Raw genomic sequence first — 14,637 nt, forward strand, 5'->3', positions numbered from 1 at the left:
TTGAACTATTATGTTCATGCTTGAACGAATGGATGGATCGCCAATATGGCATCATTTGGATTGAAGGTCATCCGCGGCGTCTTTGGCGCGGCCGAGCATGTCGTGCCGCGTCTCAGCGGCCGCGCCGCCTTCGAATTGTTTTGCCGCACACCCAATGTCAAAGCGCTGAGCGATGGCGAGCGTCGCGCCGTCGCGCGCGCCGCCGGCTTCATGGCCGAAGCGCGCCATCACCGGCTGAAAACCAGGAAAGACTGCGTCGCCGTGCATGAGTTCCGGCCGGAACCGGGCAGGAGGCGCGCGGCACGGTGCTGGTCATCCATGGCTGGCGCTCGCGCACCGAGTATATGCGCAGCCTGATCGAAGGCTTTCGCGCTGCCGGCTACAAGGTCGTGTCGCTCGACCTGCCGGGTCACGGGCATTCGCTCGGCCGCCATCTCAACATGGTCAATGCGGTGGATGCAGCGCGCGTAGCCGGCGAATGGTTCGGTCCGTTTGCCGCCGTCGTCGGCCATTCGTTCGGCGGCGCGATCGCCGCCAACGCCGTCGCGGCATCAGTCAAGGGCATGCCGCCGCTGGTAGCCGAAAAGCTGGTGCTGATCGCGGCGCCGAGCTCGCTGCCCGCGATCTTCGACGATTTCAGCGACATGATGAATGTCGGGCCGCGCTCGCGGGTCGCCATGGCGGACAGGGTAAGGCACCTGTCGGGCCGGCCGCTCAGCGACTTCACCGGCGACCGCCAACTGGCCGCTGCATCCGTGCCGACGCTGATCATCCATGCGCCCGACGATCGCGAAGTCAACGCCGACCATGCCAGGCGATACGCCGGCGCAGGCGAACATGTGCGATTGCACTGGGCCGACGGTCTTGGCCATCGCCGCATCCTGGCCGACAAGGATGTCGTCAAGCGTGCCGTGGGGTTCGTGGCCGGGCCGCACGAAGCCACCCTACACTAAGGTGTGCCGATATTCAGATGATGCCGGCCTGCAAATGCCGGTTTCCTGCGCTTCCGGTGCTCACGTACTTCAGTACGCTCCGCTCCGGTTCTCAGAACCCGTCATTTTCGACTCGGCCTGACCTGAATCTCGACACACCTTTCGAATTCAAACCCGCTCAGTCGGCCTTCTTCTTCGCCGGCTCGACCGGCAGGCCGGCCGCTTTCCAGGCCGTGTAGCCGCCCAGGATGTGCTTGACCGGCGTCAGGCCCATGTCCTGCGCGGTTTTCGTTGCAAGCGCCGAACGCCAGCCACCGGCGCAGAAGAACACAAAGGTCTTGCCGGAGGCGAAGAACGGCTTGTGGTAGGGGCTTTCCGGATCGATCCAGAATTCCAGCATGCCGCGCGTCACATGCTTGGCGCCGGGGATCTGGCCATCGCGTTCGACCTCGCGGGGATCGCGCAGATCGACAAAGATCGTGCCGTCATCCTCCAGCAACGAGGCCGCTTCCTCCGGCGATACGACCTCGATCTCGGCATTGGCCTCGTCGAGCAGCTGGCGATATCCTTTTTTCATCGACGATCCTCCCGGCGCTTTTTCGCCGCCGACCGGATTTCCAGCACAATGCCAGCTGTTTGTCACGTCGTTCCAGCCAGCCCCCGCCAGGCCGCCATCGCGCCGGCCACCGTGGCCAGAAGCGCTGCGCAGAGGCGCCGTCGCGCGCCTGTATCGACATGCCGTGCTGGACCGTAGCGTAGAAGGTCGCCGCGGTGCCGCTGTCGAAGTTCGCCGGCAATTCGCCTTCAACCACCGCGCGTTCGAGCCGGCGCAGCAAGGCGGCCCGGTTCTCCGCCCGGCGGCGTCGCAAATCATCGCAGATCGCGCCGCTGCTGGAGTCTTCATGCAGCGCGCCCAGCGCGATCAGGCAGCCCTGCGGACGGTCGCTCCGCGAATAGGCCTTGGCTGTCTGGCGCAGGAAATTCTCGACCGCCTTGCACGCGGTCGGCGCCTTGTCGAGCGCCGCCCAGATCTCGGTGCCTTCGGCCTGGGTGTAGTACTCGGTCGCTTCGAGAAAGAGCGTCTCCTTGCTGCCGAACGCGGCATAGAGGCTGGGCGAGCCGATGCCCATCGCCGCCGTCAGGTCGGCAATCGAGGTGCCCTCATAGCCTTTGGCCCAGAACAGTTCCATTGCCCGCCGCAAGGCGGCGGTTCGATCAAAACTCCTTGGGCGACCTCTGTCCGACATGGCGCTTCTTTTCTGTGTCAATCGATACATAATTCACTTGACGATAGCAGGCAAGGCTGACAGGTATTTATGTATCGATCGCTATAGAAAAGGAGAAAATCGATGTCTTCAAAACAGCTTGCCGGCAAGGTCGCATTCGTCACCGGCGGCAGCCGCGGCATAGGCGCCGCCGTCGCCAAGCGGCTGGCGCGCGACGGCGCAAGCGTTGCCCTGACCTATGTCAATGGCGAAGGGCAGGCGCGCGCCGTTGTCGATGAGATCGAGGCCGGCGGCGGGCGCGCCGTCGCGATCAAGGCCGATAGCCGTAACGCCGAGGCGCTGGAAAAGGCCGTCGATCAGGCAATGGACGCATTTGGCCGGCTGGATATCCTGGTCAACAGCGCCGGCATCTGGCGCGCCGCGCCGATCGACATGCTGTCGCTCGCCGACTTCGATGAAAGCATGGAGGTTAATCTGAGGGCGCCGTTCGTCGCCTCGAAGGCGGCCGCCCGCTATATGCAGGATGGCGGCAGGATCATCTCGATCGGCAGCAATCTGGCCGAGCGCGTGACGGATACGGGCCTCAGCGCCTATTCGACCAGCAAGGCGGCGCTGGTCGGGTTGACGAAGGCGCTCGCGCGCGACCTTGGCGCGCGGGGCATCACCGCCAACATCGTCCATCCGGGCTCCACCGATACGGACATGAATCCGGCCGATGGACCGCATGCCGAGCACCAACGCCAGAAGATGGCGACGCCGCGTTTCGGCGAGGCAGATGAGATCGCCGGCATGGTGGCATGGCTCGCCAGTTCCGAAGGCCGCTTCGTCACCGGGGCCTCGCTGACCATCGACGGCGGGGCCAACGCTTGATTGTTCCAGAGGCGCTTTTGGAGCGTGTGAGACCCGGTGCAATCGATGCTGCGGGTCTCACAATGATGTGAAACCGTTCTGCAACACGCCCGCGAAAATTTATGGAAGCTTAACGAAATCGGTATGAATCGGTATAGTCACGCCTTAGATCCGCCATGCGGTGGGCGAGACCGTCAAGCGGCGCGGAACGGGAACCGGTTTCAACCGGTACGGGTGATTCATGAAATTCCTCGGCAACAAGCAAGTCGCAGTGCCGCTTGCCATTGCGGCCGCACTTGCCTTCGGCCAGCAGCCGGCAAGTGCTCAAGGGCTGTTCGACATGCTCTTTGGCGGCGGCATTAGGCACAATCCGCAAGGGGAATTCCCACCACCGCCAAAGCCGCGCAGAGTCCAGCCCAGCGGCGGCCCCAGTGTCAGGATCAGCAGCCCGACCTACAACACCTACAAAGCCGACAAGCTTGTGCGCGTCGATTTCAAGTCGTTGATCGGGGCGACGCCGCCACAGCCGGCTTCGGCGCAAGACGCCGCCTACGTGCCGTCCGCGGCCGGTAACGCGTTCCATGACGCGCTGGCTGGTCTGACCGACTACGAGCTTCTCGCCGAGCCGGATATCGCCAAGGCGCTGGTCGCCTACTATTCGGCCAATCCGGATTTCATCTGGGTGAGCGACAACGCCCCCAATGCCCGCGCGCAGGATGCAGTGCGGGTGCTTGGCGAAGCGGCAAGCTACGGACTGACGCCGGCCGACTACAATGTCGATGTCCCGGCGGCTGCGACCACGGCCACCCCGCAAGAGCGCACCAAGGAACTGGTCCGCTTCGAAATGGCGCTGTCGGCGCGCGTGCTGCGCTATGCGCAGGACGCCCAAAGCGGCCGCGTCGAGCCCAACCGCATGACCGCCTATTACGATTTCCCGGCCAAGCCGTTCGACCTCGAGGGCGCGCTCAAGACCTTGGCGCATACCCAGGAAGTGCGCACCTATCTCGAATCGCGGCATCCGCAGAACGCCGAGTACCAGGCGCTGCGTGTCGAGCTTGAGGCGTTGGAGGCCAGCGAGGAAAACGAAATCGTCATAGACCAGAAGCTGCTGCTGAAACCCGGCGAGAGCAGCCCGGAACTGCCGAAACTGTTGACGCTTATTGCACGCAACCTCGATGACGAGATGGGCGGCAATTACGGCGAAATCCTCGCCAGGCTCGGCAAGAGCGAGGTGTACGATCCCGAACTGGTGCCGGTCATCAAGGCAGTGCAGGTGAAAGCCGGCATGAAGGGCGACGGCGTCATCGGCCCGCGCACCGTGGCATTGTATGTCGGCGCTTCGAAGGCCGACAAGATCGAGAAGGTCAAGGTTGCGCTCGAGGAACTGCGCTGGCTGCCCTCCGATCTCGGCAGTCCGCGCGTCTTCATCAACCAGCCTGCCTTCACCGCCAGCTACATCGACAATGGCGAGGAAAAGCTGAAGACCCGCGCGGTCATCGGCAGGGTCGCCAACCAGACCGCGTTTTTCTACGACCAGATCAAGCAGGTCGATTTCCACCCGTTCTGGGGCGTGCCGCAGTCGATCATCGTCAACGAGATGCTGCCCAGGCTGCGCAGCGATCCGGGCTATCTCGATCGCGCCGGCTATGAGGTGACGGATGCCCGCGGCAAGCATGTCCCGTCGTCGTCGGTCAATTGGGGCGCCTATGGCGCCAACATCCCCTTCAACGTGCGCCAGCAGCCGAGCGAGGCCAATGCGCTTGGCGAATTGAAGATATTGTTCCCCAACAAGCATGCGATCTACATGCATGACACGCCGCAGAAGTCGTTCTTCGCCCGCGACATGCGCGCGCTGAGCCACGGCTGCGTACGCCTGCAGGATCCGCGCGGCATGGCGGCGGCAGTGCTCGACACCACGGTCGACGATATCGCCGAGAAGCTGAGCCACGGCCATTCGACCGAGAATGTCACGCGCGTCATCCCGGTCTATGTCGCCTACTTCACGGCATGGCCGGATATGTCAGGCAAGGTCGAGTATTTCGACGACGTCTATGACCGCGATTCAAGGCTGATGCAGGCGCTTGACGCAACCGAAGCAGTGCGCACGCCGTCAAGCTAAGGTTCGTCTCAGGCCAGGCTCGTCTAGCGCTCGATGAGCGGACGCCGGAAGCCGGCGTCGCGCCCGGCGATCAGCCAGTAGATCAGACCGGCCACAAGGCCGGCCGCGGCGATGATGGCTGTGTCGGGCCAATGCTCCGAACTGTCCAGTGCGCCTGACCAGAACAGCATGAAACCGGCGACCGCGGCGATGGCGCCGAACAGCATGTGCAGCCAGAAGCTGCGTAGCGAAAAGAATTCGGCGATCAGTGCAAGGACAAGTGCCTGCAAGCCGGTGACGATGATCGTCAGGAAATAGACGAACATGCCAAGCGGCGGCACCACCAGCACCGCAATCGGGGTGAACTCCATCAAATCGAAATAGCCAGGCGCGCCGGGCAGCGAGCTCAGCACGATACAGAGCACGACGATCGCGATCAGCCCCACAAGCACCGCCACCAGATAGCCGGCGAGCACCATCAGAATGCGCTTCAGAACGTAGCCAACCATTGCCATGCACCCCCGTGCCCGCAATTATGGCGCGCAATCAGCCACTAAAGTTGTGCCGATGCAAGGGCCGGGCAGGGGACGGCACGGCCTCGGATTTGCAGACCGCCGTCACGCCCCGCCGCAAAGATGCTCCGCGTCCGGCAGGGCCCATGTCCCCTTTGCGGCGAGATCCACGGCGTAGAAAACCCTGCCGCGTAGGTCGCCCTTCGGACAATCGCGCGGGATGGAGATCAGGCACATGACGACCGGATCGCCAATTTTGGAGCTGGCAAGCCCCGGTTCCCGGTCATAGGACACGGTGCCGCCGCCATTGGTGAACGTCGCCGCGCTACCGCCTTCCGGCGGCGCGGTTTCCAGCGGGTCGTCGCCCAGTCTCGTCGTCAGCGTCTTGATATGGGTGAAGCCGCATTTCCCCACGGCCTCGGGCAGGGGTTGGTCGGTCGGTTTGGGTGTGCGTGCCGCAAAATCCAGCGCCTTCTTGCCGATCAGCGCCATGTTGTAGTCCTGCACCCAGGACGGTGAGAAGCCAAAGGTCTGCAAAGCATTGTTCTGGGCGCTGACGATGCAGGCGGCATCAGACTTGCAGGCGTTCCGGTCCGCGGCGAGGCCTCTGGCGATCTTGCGCTTGTCGCCGCCGAAGGCCGGTTCGAAGCCGCTATAGGCCTTGGTGACCAGAGCGTCGATGGCCGACATTTGCGGGTCGGCGCAGATTGCTTTCTCGGTCGGCAATTGCGCCTTGCGGCAATCGAAGGAGGGGCCGTCCGCCAGCACCGGCGCGGATGTCATCAGCGCCAGCGCGGGAATGAGCCCAGCGAACACTCGGTTGAGACGCCGCATATTCTCCTCCGGGCGATGTCGGCTTCGACGGTTCAGTCTAGGTGCAATCGCGGAATGGCGAAACACGCTGGGGCGGTTATTTCGGCTCGCCGGTCACCGGATCGTAGGTGATTTCGACCTTGGCCTTGTCGGTCGTGTAGTAGGTGACGGTATAGCCGTCGCTGTCCCAATCGACCCCCTTCACATAGCGGAAATCGGTCCGCTGCTCGACCTTGGTGATGATTTCCGAGAGCTTCTTGGCATTTTGCGGCGGCAGCGCCTGGTCGTCCGCCGCGAAGGCCGGTCCGCCGGCAAGCAAGGCTGCGATACCGGTCGCCAAAACAACAGTGCGCATGGACTGCCCCTCAATCTCGTGTTGGCATGAGATGCGCTCAAAAACTCGCACACATGCAGGTTGGTTCCGCAAAGCAAAAATAGCGCGTCTCGGGGCGCCTGTCTCGATCCTGTCGCGCGCGCATCAATTCGCCGGGGCTTGGAAAGAAAAATCGTTTGATTTCAATGCGCAACGGCGCGATCCCACAGTGGTTTCTTACGCAACGAATGGCTAACCATGCGCCAGAACGCGAATTCGTCATATTAGCGCTTCGTGGTAGAGCTTTCGGCGAGAGCCTGCTAGAATTGTCGATAATTACAGGGTGGCAACGGCGCGCCGAGCCTGCCGGGGATTTTCACCGGCAAACGGCGAAGTGTTTTGAGCGCAAGTCGCCTGATCTGGACTGGAAGCAGGGACTGGGGGCTCAACCATGGCTGAACGGAATTATACCCGTCAGCTCGCGACAATCATTTCAATCGATGCCGTGGGATTCTCGCGGCTGATGGGCATCGACGACGAGCTTGCCGTGGCCGCCTTCGAGGAAAGGCGCGACATTATCGCCGACAGCTGCGGCACCTTTGGTGGGCGCACCTTCGGCGACGCCGGCGACAGCATCATGGCCGAGTTCGGCAATCCGATCGAGGCTTTGCGCGCCGCCTTCGATTTCCAGGAAAAGATCGTGGTGCTCAACACCTCGGTCGCCGAGGACATGCGCATGCCGTTTCGCGCCGGGATCAACACCGGCGATGTCATCGTGCGCGAGGGCCGTCTCTACGGCGACGATGTCAACATCGCCGCCCGGCTTCAGGAATTCGCGCCGCATGACGGCGTCGCCATATCGGCGACCACCTGGCATCACGTGAAGGACAAAACCGCCGCGGTCTTTACCGATCTCGGCGAATTCAGCCTCAAGAACATCGCCTTGCCGGTGCATGTGCTGATTGCCGGGCGCGGCGGCAATGGCGCCCCCGCCCCGATGGCATTCGCGACGATTCCGACCGCCCCCGGCCACTACAAGCCGTTTGCAAAGGGTCCGCCGGCGATCGCCGTGCTGCCGTTCCGGGGCGAGGGAGCCGAGCCCGATGTCGGCTACATGGCCGACGGCATTTCCGAAGATATCATCTATGGGCTTTCCAACACCCGCTGGCTGTCCGTGATCGCCAAAGGATCCAGCTTCCAGTTCCGTGACGACAGCCTGGGCACGCGGTTGATCGGCAACGCGCTCGGCGCGCGCTACATCGTCAGCGGCGCGCTGACACGCTACGACCGCCAGATCCGCCTCAACGCCTCGCTCACCGACACGTCGAACGGGCGTCTTGTCTGGTCGCAGCGCTTCGACCGCGACGTGCGCGACATCTTCAGCCTGCGCGACGAGATCGGCAGCGAGATCGTGTCGATCCTCGACAAGGAGGTCGACCGCGCCGAGCAGGCGCGCACCTTCCAGGTGCCGTGGGAAAGCCTGGAGACCTGGCAATTGGTGCGGCGCGGCCGCTGGCACATGAACAGGCGCACACGCCGCGACACCGAAATCGCGCTTGAGTTCTTCGACAAGGCCTATCGCGAGGATCCCAATTCGAGCGCCGTGCTGAACGAACTTGCCTGGTGGTATTTCTGGCGTGCTTGGCTGCGTTTCGGCGACAGCGACGATCTGGAAAAAGTCGAAACGCTGGCGCGCAAGGCGCTGCTGATGGACAGCCTCGACGCACGGCCGCACGCCTATCTCGGCGCGGCCGACATCATGCGCGGCCTGCCGGCGCTGGCGGCCGAGCACCTTGCCGAGGCAATCCACATCAATCCAAGCTTCGCCTTTGCGCGCTCGGCGATGGGCAGCGCGAAACTGCTGCTTGGCGACGCGGCCGGCGCGATACCGTTCTTCCTCGATACCGAGCGATTGAGCCCGTTCGACCTCTACCGCTTCCACAATCTGGGTGAGTTGGCGGCCGCCTATTGTTTCGTCGAGGACTGGCAGGCGGCGATCGCCGTCGCCGAGCGCTCGCTCAATCTGTCGCCAGCCTACTTCTATGCCAGGTTCTTGAAGATCGGCGCGCTGGTCAGGAGCGGCCGCCGGGACGAGGCGGCGCGCGAGCTTGCCATTTTCGCCACCAGGCACCCGGATTTCTCCGAGCAACGCATACGCTGGATACCGTTCGTCGATCCGGCGAGGAACAATGTCCTGATCGCCAACTTCGAGAAAGCCAAGTCCGCAGCATGATCTCTGCTGTCGACGACAAATAACTGTGAACGAATTCACATACGCCGGAACGATGCAAACCTAGGCCAGGAAGTGCCGGCATTGTATTGACGTGGACAGCCGGGGGGCTCGAACGCGCATGATCAAGTTAAAATATTTCGATGCCGTCAGGGCGGCTCAGAAAGCCCAGCGGCCGGTTGTCGACATGCCGCCATTCGACCTCAACCGGCTCGCCTCCAAGGGCCTGGTCTCGCGCATCGCCGGCTATCTTCTTGGTGATCCGCGCTGGCTGCTTACGCTGTTGCGCCGTTTCCGGCCGAATGTCGGCTTCGGCAACTTCCTGCTCGTCACCAAGGGCGCCGATGTGCGCGACATATTGGAGCGCGGCGACGAGTTCGAGACACCCTATGGGCCGGAAATGACCGAGCTGGCGCGGGGCTCGAATTTCATCCTCGGCATGCAGGACGGCGCTGCCTATCGGCAGATGAAGTCGGCGGTGCTCAGCGCCTTCCCGCCGGCGGAGGTCGAAGCCACCGTCAGGCCGATTGCCGAGCGCCATTCGCGCGACATCATGACCCGCGCCAGCCCCGGCTTCGATGCTATCGCCGGGCTGATGAAGATCGTGCCGGTGCGTATCTGCCGCGACTATTTCGGTCTCGAGATCGACGATGAAACCGAATTCGCCGAATGGTCGATCGCGCTGAGCGCGCTGTTCTTTTCCGATCCGACGGCGAGCCCCACCACGCGGCAGCTCGCCGTCGTCGCCGGCGACCGCCTGATCAAGATCATCGACCGTTCGATCGCCGCGGTCAGGGAGAAGGCGGGCAAGGATGACCGGCCGCTGGCGCGCCTCGTCGCGTTTATGGACCAGGGGCGGCTGTCGCAGCCGGATGTCCATTCCATCATGCTCGGCATGGTTGCCGGCTTCGTGCCGACCAACGTGCTTGCCGGCAGCAACTGCCTGGATGTGATCCTGTCGCGCGCCGATGCAAGGCAGGCCGTCGATGCGGCGATCGTCGCGAACGACACCGATAAGCTCGACCGGGCGGTTTTGGAGGCCATGCGCTTCAAGCCGATCTGGATCGGGCCGTGGCGCTACACGGCGCGTGACGCCGTGATTGGCAAAGGCACACGTCGCGAGCGCCTGGTGAAGGCTGGAACCGTGGTGATGCCGGCGACGCTTTCGGCCATGTTCGATCCGGAGATCGTGCAGAGGCCAAACGAGTTCGATACGTCGCGGCCGCATCGCGATTACATGGTTTTCGGCTACGGCATCCATCTGTGCATCGGCGCCGAGATCGCCCGCATCCAGATCGGCGAGTGCGTGCGCGCCCTGTTCAGCAAACCGAAGCTGACCCGGGCGCGGGGCCGGGCCGGCAAGATGGTCGACGTCGGCGCCTATCCGGCAAATCTCAAGGTCGATTTCGAGCGATCGCCGCTTTGCAGCACCGTCGACCAGTCCATGGTGACGGTGGTCTGTCCGATCACCCGTGCGGTACCGCTGGACACCGTGCGCGAAAAAATCGGCGACCTCGGCAATCCTTGCGGCGGCGAGCTCCGCGAGGCGCTCGACGAGGCCGGCACCATTCATTTCACCAGCCTCGCCGTCGCAGCCACCGGCAAGGACGACAGATCGGATCTCGAGACCGGCATGCTGGTGTTTGAAATCTCCGGCGACGGCAGCGCCGACGATGTCATTGCCGCCATCGCGCGAGCCATTGGTCACCGGCTGCGGCCGATCTTCAGGGATGTCTGCGGCCTGCCGGATGGCGGCGCGCTGGAAGACTTTCTCAAGAAGCACAACATCGAGATATCGCCGTCCTTCGGCAGCACCGCCGGACTGGTTTTCGCCGGCACGCCCGGACATTCGGTGCGCCGCATCCTTGCCGAAGCCAAGCTTGCCGACAGCGTGCGCGAGATCGCCGAGAAGCCGCGCACCGGCACCGGCAATGCCCCGGACGTGCTAGCCGAGGCGCGCCGGCATGTCCGGTGCCTCGGACAGTTCGACTGGGCGTTCGAGCCTGCTGAAAGCCTGCTGGAAAAGCCGCCCGGCACTTTTGGTCGCGCTCTGAAGACGACGCTGCTGGTGCCGCCGGTTTTCGCGACGGTGGCAGTCATCCTGGCTGCTTCCTGGTTTATGACCTATCATCTGGTGTTCGGCCGGCCCGTCGGCATAAGCAACATCTCGCTTACCGGCATCGCCGTAGCCGTAACCTCGCTTGTGCTGGCATTTGCCGGGTTGCTGATTTTGGTGGCATTGCTGGCGCTGCTGGCCCTCTGGGCGTTGCAACGCCTCGATGACCGTGACCAACCACAAAACGCCTCGATCGAGCCGGAGGCGCTGAACAAAATCCTCGCCCATGAGGATCTCGCTGCGCAAAACCATCTGACGGCGATCTCGACGATGAAGGCCGGCATCTTGCGGCGACTGGCGCTCAGGTTTTCCTTCTACGTGATCTCGATAGCGGCGCAGAAGGTGTTCAAACCGGGCTTTCTCGCCAACATCAATACGATTCATTTCGCCCGCTGGGTGCTTTTGCCCGGCACCGATAGGCTGGTGTTCTTCTCCAACTACGGCGGCAGCTGGGAAAGCTATCTTGAGGATTTCATCGCCAAGGCGTCCGAGGGCCTGACCGGCGTGTGGAGCAACACGCTGGGCTATCCCCGCACGCGCTTGCTGTTCCTCGACGGCGCGCGCGACGGCGACCGCTTCAAGCGCTGGGCGCGGCGCCAGCAGGTGCCGACATTGTTCTGGTACAGCGCCTATCCGCATCTCAACACTATACGCATCCGCATCAATTCCGGAATCAGGCGCGGCATTGCCTCGGCCACCGGTAACGAGGCGCGCGACTGGCTGAGCCTGTTCGGTTCCCTGCCGCGCCCGCAGGCACGGCCGGCGGACGCGGCCGGCCCGGCTGCCCCTCCGCCGACTCCTCGAAGAGCTGGAATCCGGAGAAATCCAGTCGATCTTCTTTGGCCCGTTCGGCGCGCTCGGCCGTGCGCATATGCTTGCGATCCAGGTGCCGGAAAACCTGCCGGCTACTAAGCGCAAGGCGTGGCTGGATTTCGTTATCGGCAAGACAAGTTTCGGCGACGGCGTGCCAGCCGGCCGCGCCATGACCGTGGCCTTCGGCCCCGCCGGTCTCCACCAGCTCGGACTGGAAGGCGGCGTCGACGACAATCCGCTCGACACATTCTCTGTCGCATTCCGCCAAGGCATGGGCACACCGGAGCGTAGCCGCATCCTCGACGACATCGGTCCCGATGCTCCCTCGAAATGGCAGTGGGGTTCGCCCGACAAGCGGGTCGATGCCGTAATCGTCTGTTACGCCGAAACGCCGGCTGTGCTGAATACCGAGATCGCGGCCGTGAAACGGCGGACGGCGGATGCGGGCATGTCCTTGATTGCCGAGCTGCCGCTTATGGTCAAGCGAGAGCCGAAAAAGGACGGCGCGGCCGCTGAGCAGCCTGCAAAGAACGGCGACGGCGCAAGGCATGGCAAGCCGGAGCGCGCCCGCGCGTACGAGCATTTCGGTTTCGTCGACGGTGTCTCGCAACCGATCGTCAGAGGCACGTCGCGCGCCAACAGGGGCGCCGCACCCATGCATGTGGTCGCGCCCGGCGAATTCCTGTTCGGCTATCGCGACGAGCATGGTTTTTACCCGGCTTCGCCCTCGGTCAAGGCGGCGCAGGATCGCACCGGCATCCTCTCGCAGGTGCGGCGCAACCGCCAGGTACCGGGCCAACCGCCGCCGCCGCGCGATTTCGGCCGCAACGGCTCTTTCATGGTCGTGCGCCAGTTCGAGCAGCATGTCGAACTGTTCGACGACTATTGCAGGAAGGCTGCCGCCCAGGCCGCCGGCGAGACCGGCGATGCCACCATTACGCCGCGCTGGGTCGCGGCCAAGATGCTCGGACGCTGGCAGGACGGCAGCTCGCTGGTGCGCAATCCGAACGGCCGTCCGGGCCGGGGCGCCGACAATGATTTCGCGCTCGGCGCCGAGGATCCGCAAGGGCACGCCTGTCCGCTCGGCTCGCACATACGCCGCTCCAATCCGCGCGATTTGCTCGGCGAGGACCGCGAAACGCAGATCAGGATCGGCAAGCGCCACCGCATCCTGCGCGTCGGCCGCACCTATGAGAAGAAGGAAAAAGGCGGCAAGACCGAGAAGGGCCTGCTCTTCATATGCCTCAACGCCGACATCGAGCGCCAATATGAGTTCATCCAGCAGACCTGGGTCTCGTCGAGCTCGTTCCAGGGCCTCGTCGGCGAGAAGGATCCCACGATCGGCGCGCGCAACGGCGGTGGCCGGTTTTCGATCCCGTCATGGGAAAAGGTGACCGTGCTCAAGGACATGCCGCAATTCGTCACCACCAAGGGCGGCGGCTATTTCTTCATGCCGAGCCGCTCAGCGTTGCGTTACCTGATTTCGCGGCTCTGATTGAGGACGCGCAGGGCGGTCGTCGTTTCGTGGAAACGACGACCGCCCTGTTTGTTTAAGCGCTATCCCGGCGGGAGGCTACGACGAAGCCGCTGAGCCTAATTGCTCAATCGTCGTCCTGCGATTCGGCGATCTGGTTCAGCGCGCCGAAGTTGGTGATGCGCAGCCCGCCGCGCTTGATGGCGATCATCTGCCGGCTGCGCCATTCGTTGAGCGTCTTGTTGACGGACTCGCGCGTCGCGCCGAGGAACTCGCCGAGCTCCGATTGCGAGATCGGAATCCAGCCGGCCGAGTCGGCCATGACGCCGCTGAGGAACACCAGCCGCTTTGCAAGTCTGGCCTCGACGCCGAAAAAGGCCTGGTCGCCCAGCTCGCCGCTGACCCAACGCAGCCTGGCGCACAGCAACTCGATCATCGCACGCGCAAGCAAGGGGTTTTTCTCAATGCGGTCAAAGAGTTGTGTCCGGCTGAGCGAGACCAGCTCGCAGGCCGTCAGGCAGATCGCGGTCGCGGTTCGAGGACGTCCGTCCAGCGCTCCGATCTCGCCGATGAGGCTGCGTGACAGCTCGATATTGGCCACCAGCTTCTGCCCGCCCGGCGAATAGATCGAAATCTCGACGGTGCCGCTCATCACGCCGTAGATACGGTCGGACGTATCTTCCTGGACGAACAAATGCTGCCCGGCGGCGTAGCGTTCCAGCTTGCAGCCGCCGAACAGAAGGTCGAACTGGCGCGGGTCAATCCGCGCCAGGCGCGGCAGGTTCGCGTCGTCCGCGCCAATTGAAGACATCATACGATTCCGCCTCTCGTTGAGCGGAAATTGTAGGACAAGTGCATGTTCGATCAAAGCGTCGTCTCCTTCTGTGAAGGCTAATCCAACGTGACCGGGCATATGGCGGAGATATCGGTGCCATGTCCGTCGCGTTGAAGTCTAGCCGGCAAATTTTAAGGAGACCGGGCGCATTGGCGGTTGCGGGCCGATCCGAGAAACGCCGTCCGCGCGCTTGGGAGGGAGGTGCCCATGCGCGCAGACAGCAAATCTGAAAATGGCTAGGTGATCGAAATTCCTTCCAAACAACCGCTTCTATTCCAGTCCGGAAGCGGTCGTCGAACTGCAATCAGCTCGCGACCTCGATGCCGCCGGTACCGACATCTGAGCCCGGAACTCGCCTGGCGTATGTGAAGGCACTCACAGATGTCCGGGGCGAGGGGAGCGATTGTTATTTTAGAGATCGATGGT

At 63.3% G+C, this 14,637-nt stretch carries 10 protein-coding genes and 2 pseudogenes; 6 read left to right on the forward strand and 6 right to left on the reverse strand.

All coding sequences use genetic code 11. The annotated features are described in order from the left end of the window. Window positions 1–45 precede the first annotated feature (45 nt). Window positions 46–953: pseudogene (locus tag ACVDG8_RS00350) on the forward strand (alpha/beta hydrolase). A 157-nt stretch (window positions 954–1,110) separates the two neighbouring features. Here the strand turns inward: ACVDG8_RS00350 and ACVDG8_RS00355 are convergent. Together ACVDG8_RS00355 and ACVDG8_RS00360 are read right to left on the reverse strand one after the other, a co-directional pair. Further along, window positions 1,111–1,509 carry a rhodanese-like domain-containing protein gene (locus tag ACVDG8_RS00355; protein ID WP_447252930.1) on the reverse strand — a complete coding sequence of 133 codons (399 nt, stop codon included), beginning with the start codon at window positions 1,507–1,509 and terminating at the stop codon, window positions 1,111–1,113. 62 nt (window positions 1,510–1,571) lie between these two features. After that, window positions 1,572–2,179, reverse strand: a pseudogene (locus tag ACVDG8_RS00360) (TetR/AcrR family transcriptional regulator). 102 nt (window positions 2,180–2,281) lie between these two features. On the opposite strand from ACVDG8_RS00360, the gene ACVDG8_RS00365 reads away from it, so the two are divergent. Next, on the forward strand, window positions 2,282–3,028 hold the full coding sequence (locus ACVDG8_RS00365; protein WP_447252932.1) for an SDR family NAD(P)-dependent oxidoreductase: 747 nt from the start codon (window positions 2,282–2,284) through the stop codon (window positions 3,026–3,028). Window positions 3,029–3,248: 220 nt separating this feature from the next. After that, window positions 3,249–5,126, forward strand: coding sequence for a L,D-transpeptidase family protein (locus ACVDG8_RS00370; protein ID WP_455707477.1), 1,878 nt, complete (start codon window positions 3,249–3,251; stop codon window positions 5,124–5,126). A gap of 23 nt (window positions 5,127–5,149) precedes the next feature. Here ACVDG8_RS00370 and ACVDG8_RS00375 read toward each other — a convergent pair whose 3' ends face one another. From ACVDG8_RS00375 to ACVDG8_RS00385, 3 genes are all read right to left on the reverse strand, one after another. Next, the gene (locus tag ACVDG8_RS00375) at window positions 5,150–5,614 is read right to left on the reverse strand and encodes a hypothetical protein (protein WP_447252934.1); all 465 of its coding nucleotides are present in this window, start codon (window positions 5,612–5,614) and stop codon (window positions 5,150–5,152) included. A 108-nt stretch (window positions 5,615–5,722) separates the two neighbouring features. Then, entirely contained in the window at window positions 5,723–6,451 is a 729-nt protein-coding gene (locus ACVDG8_RS00380; protein ID WP_447252935.1) for a lysozyme inhibitor LprI family protein, read from the reverse strand. 76 nt (window positions 6,452–6,527) lie between these two features. After that, window positions 6,528–6,785: a PepSY domain-containing protein gene (locus ACVDG8_RS00385; protein ID WP_447252936.1), complete on the reverse strand. Its 258-nt coding sequence runs from the start codon at window positions 6,783–6,785 to the stop codon at window positions 6,528–6,530. Window positions 6,786–7,194: 409 nt separating this feature from the next. Between ACVDG8_RS00385 and ACVDG8_RS00390 the strand changes: the two genes are divergently transcribed. The 3 genes from ACVDG8_RS00390 (at window position 7,195) to ACVDG8_RS00400 (ending at window position 13,397) form a co-directional block, all read left to right on the forward strand. Next, window positions 7,195–8,976: an adenylate/guanylate cyclase domain-containing protein gene (locus tag ACVDG8_RS00390; protein ID WP_447252937.1), complete on the forward strand. Its 1,782-nt coding sequence runs from the start codon at window positions 7,195–7,197 to the stop codon at window positions 8,974–8,976. A 118-nt stretch (window positions 8,977–9,094) separates the two neighbouring features. Further along, window positions 9,095–12,001: a cytochrome P450 gene (locus ACVDG8_RS00395; protein ID WP_455707478.1), complete on the forward strand. Its 2,907-nt coding sequence runs from the start codon at window positions 9,095–9,097 to the stop codon at window positions 11,999–12,001. Next, the gene (locus tag ACVDG8_RS00400) at window positions 11,961–13,397 is read left to right on the forward strand and encodes a Dyp-type peroxidase (RefSeq protein WP_455707479.1); all 1,437 of its coding nucleotides are present in this window, start codon (window positions 11,961–11,963) and stop codon (window positions 13,395–13,397) included. The genes ACVDG8_RS00395 and ACVDG8_RS00400 overlap by 41 nt, the downstream gene beginning before the upstream one ends. A gap of 106 nt (window positions 13,398–13,503) precedes the next feature. Here the strand turns inward: ACVDG8_RS00400 and ACVDG8_RS00405 are convergent, their stop codons facing one another. Next, window positions 13,504–14,187 carry a Crp/Fnr family transcriptional regulator gene (locus tag ACVDG8_RS00405; RefSeq protein ID WP_447257192.1) on the reverse strand — a complete coding sequence of 228 codons (684 nt, stop codon included), beginning with the start codon at window positions 14,185–14,187 and terminating at the stop codon, window positions 13,504–13,506. Between the last annotated feature and the right edge of the window lie 450 nt (window positions 14,188–14,637).

The sequence above is a fragment of the Mesorhizobium sp. ORM8.1 genome, from assembly GCF_053005525.2.

What these genes read in the sequence shown, in the direction of transcription:
- ACVDG8_RS00390 (WP_447252937.1), top strand. Translation starts at nt 7,195, where the DNA reads ATGGCTGAACGGAATTATACCCGTCAGCTCGCGACAATCATTTCAATC.
- ACVDG8_RS00365 (WP_447252932.1), top strand. Translation starts at nt 2,282, where the DNA reads ATGTCTTCAAAACAGCTTGCCGGCAAGGTCGCATTCGTCACCGGCGGC.
- ACVDG8_RS00370 (WP_455707477.1), top strand. Translation starts at nt 3,249, where the DNA reads ATGAAATTCCTCGGCAACAAGCAAGTCGCAGTGCCGCTTGCCATTGCG.
- ACVDG8_RS00355 (WP_447252930.1), bottom strand. Translation starts at nt 1,509, where the DNA reads ATGAAAAAAGGATATCGCCAGCTGCTCGACGAGGCCAATGCCGAGATC.
- ACVDG8_RS00385 (WP_447252936.1), bottom strand. Translation starts at nt 6,785, where the DNA reads ATGCGCACTGTTGTTTTGGCGACCGGTATCGCAGCCTTGCTTGCCGGC.
- ACVDG8_RS00400 (WP_455707479.1), top strand. Translation starts at nt 11,961, where the DNA reads ATGCTTGCGATCCAGGTGCCGGAAAACCTGCCGGCTACTAAGCGCAAG.
- ACVDG8_RS00405 (WP_447257192.1), bottom strand. Translation starts at nt 14,187, where the DNA reads ATGTCTTCAATTGGCGCGGACGACGCGAACCTGCCGCGCCTGGCGCGG.
- ACVDG8_RS00380 (WP_447252935.1), bottom strand. Translation starts at nt 6,451, where the DNA reads ATGCGGCGTCTCAACCGAGTGTTCGCTGGGCTCATTCCCGCGCTGGCG.
- ACVDG8_RS00375 (WP_447252934.1), bottom strand. Translation starts at nt 5,614, where the DNA reads ATGGTTGGCTACGTTCTGAAGCGCATTCTGATGGTGCTCGCCGGCTAT.
- ACVDG8_RS00395 (WP_455707478.1), top strand. Translation starts at nt 9,095, where the DNA reads ATGATCAAGTTAAAATATTTCGATGCCGTCAGGGCGGCTCAGAAAGCC.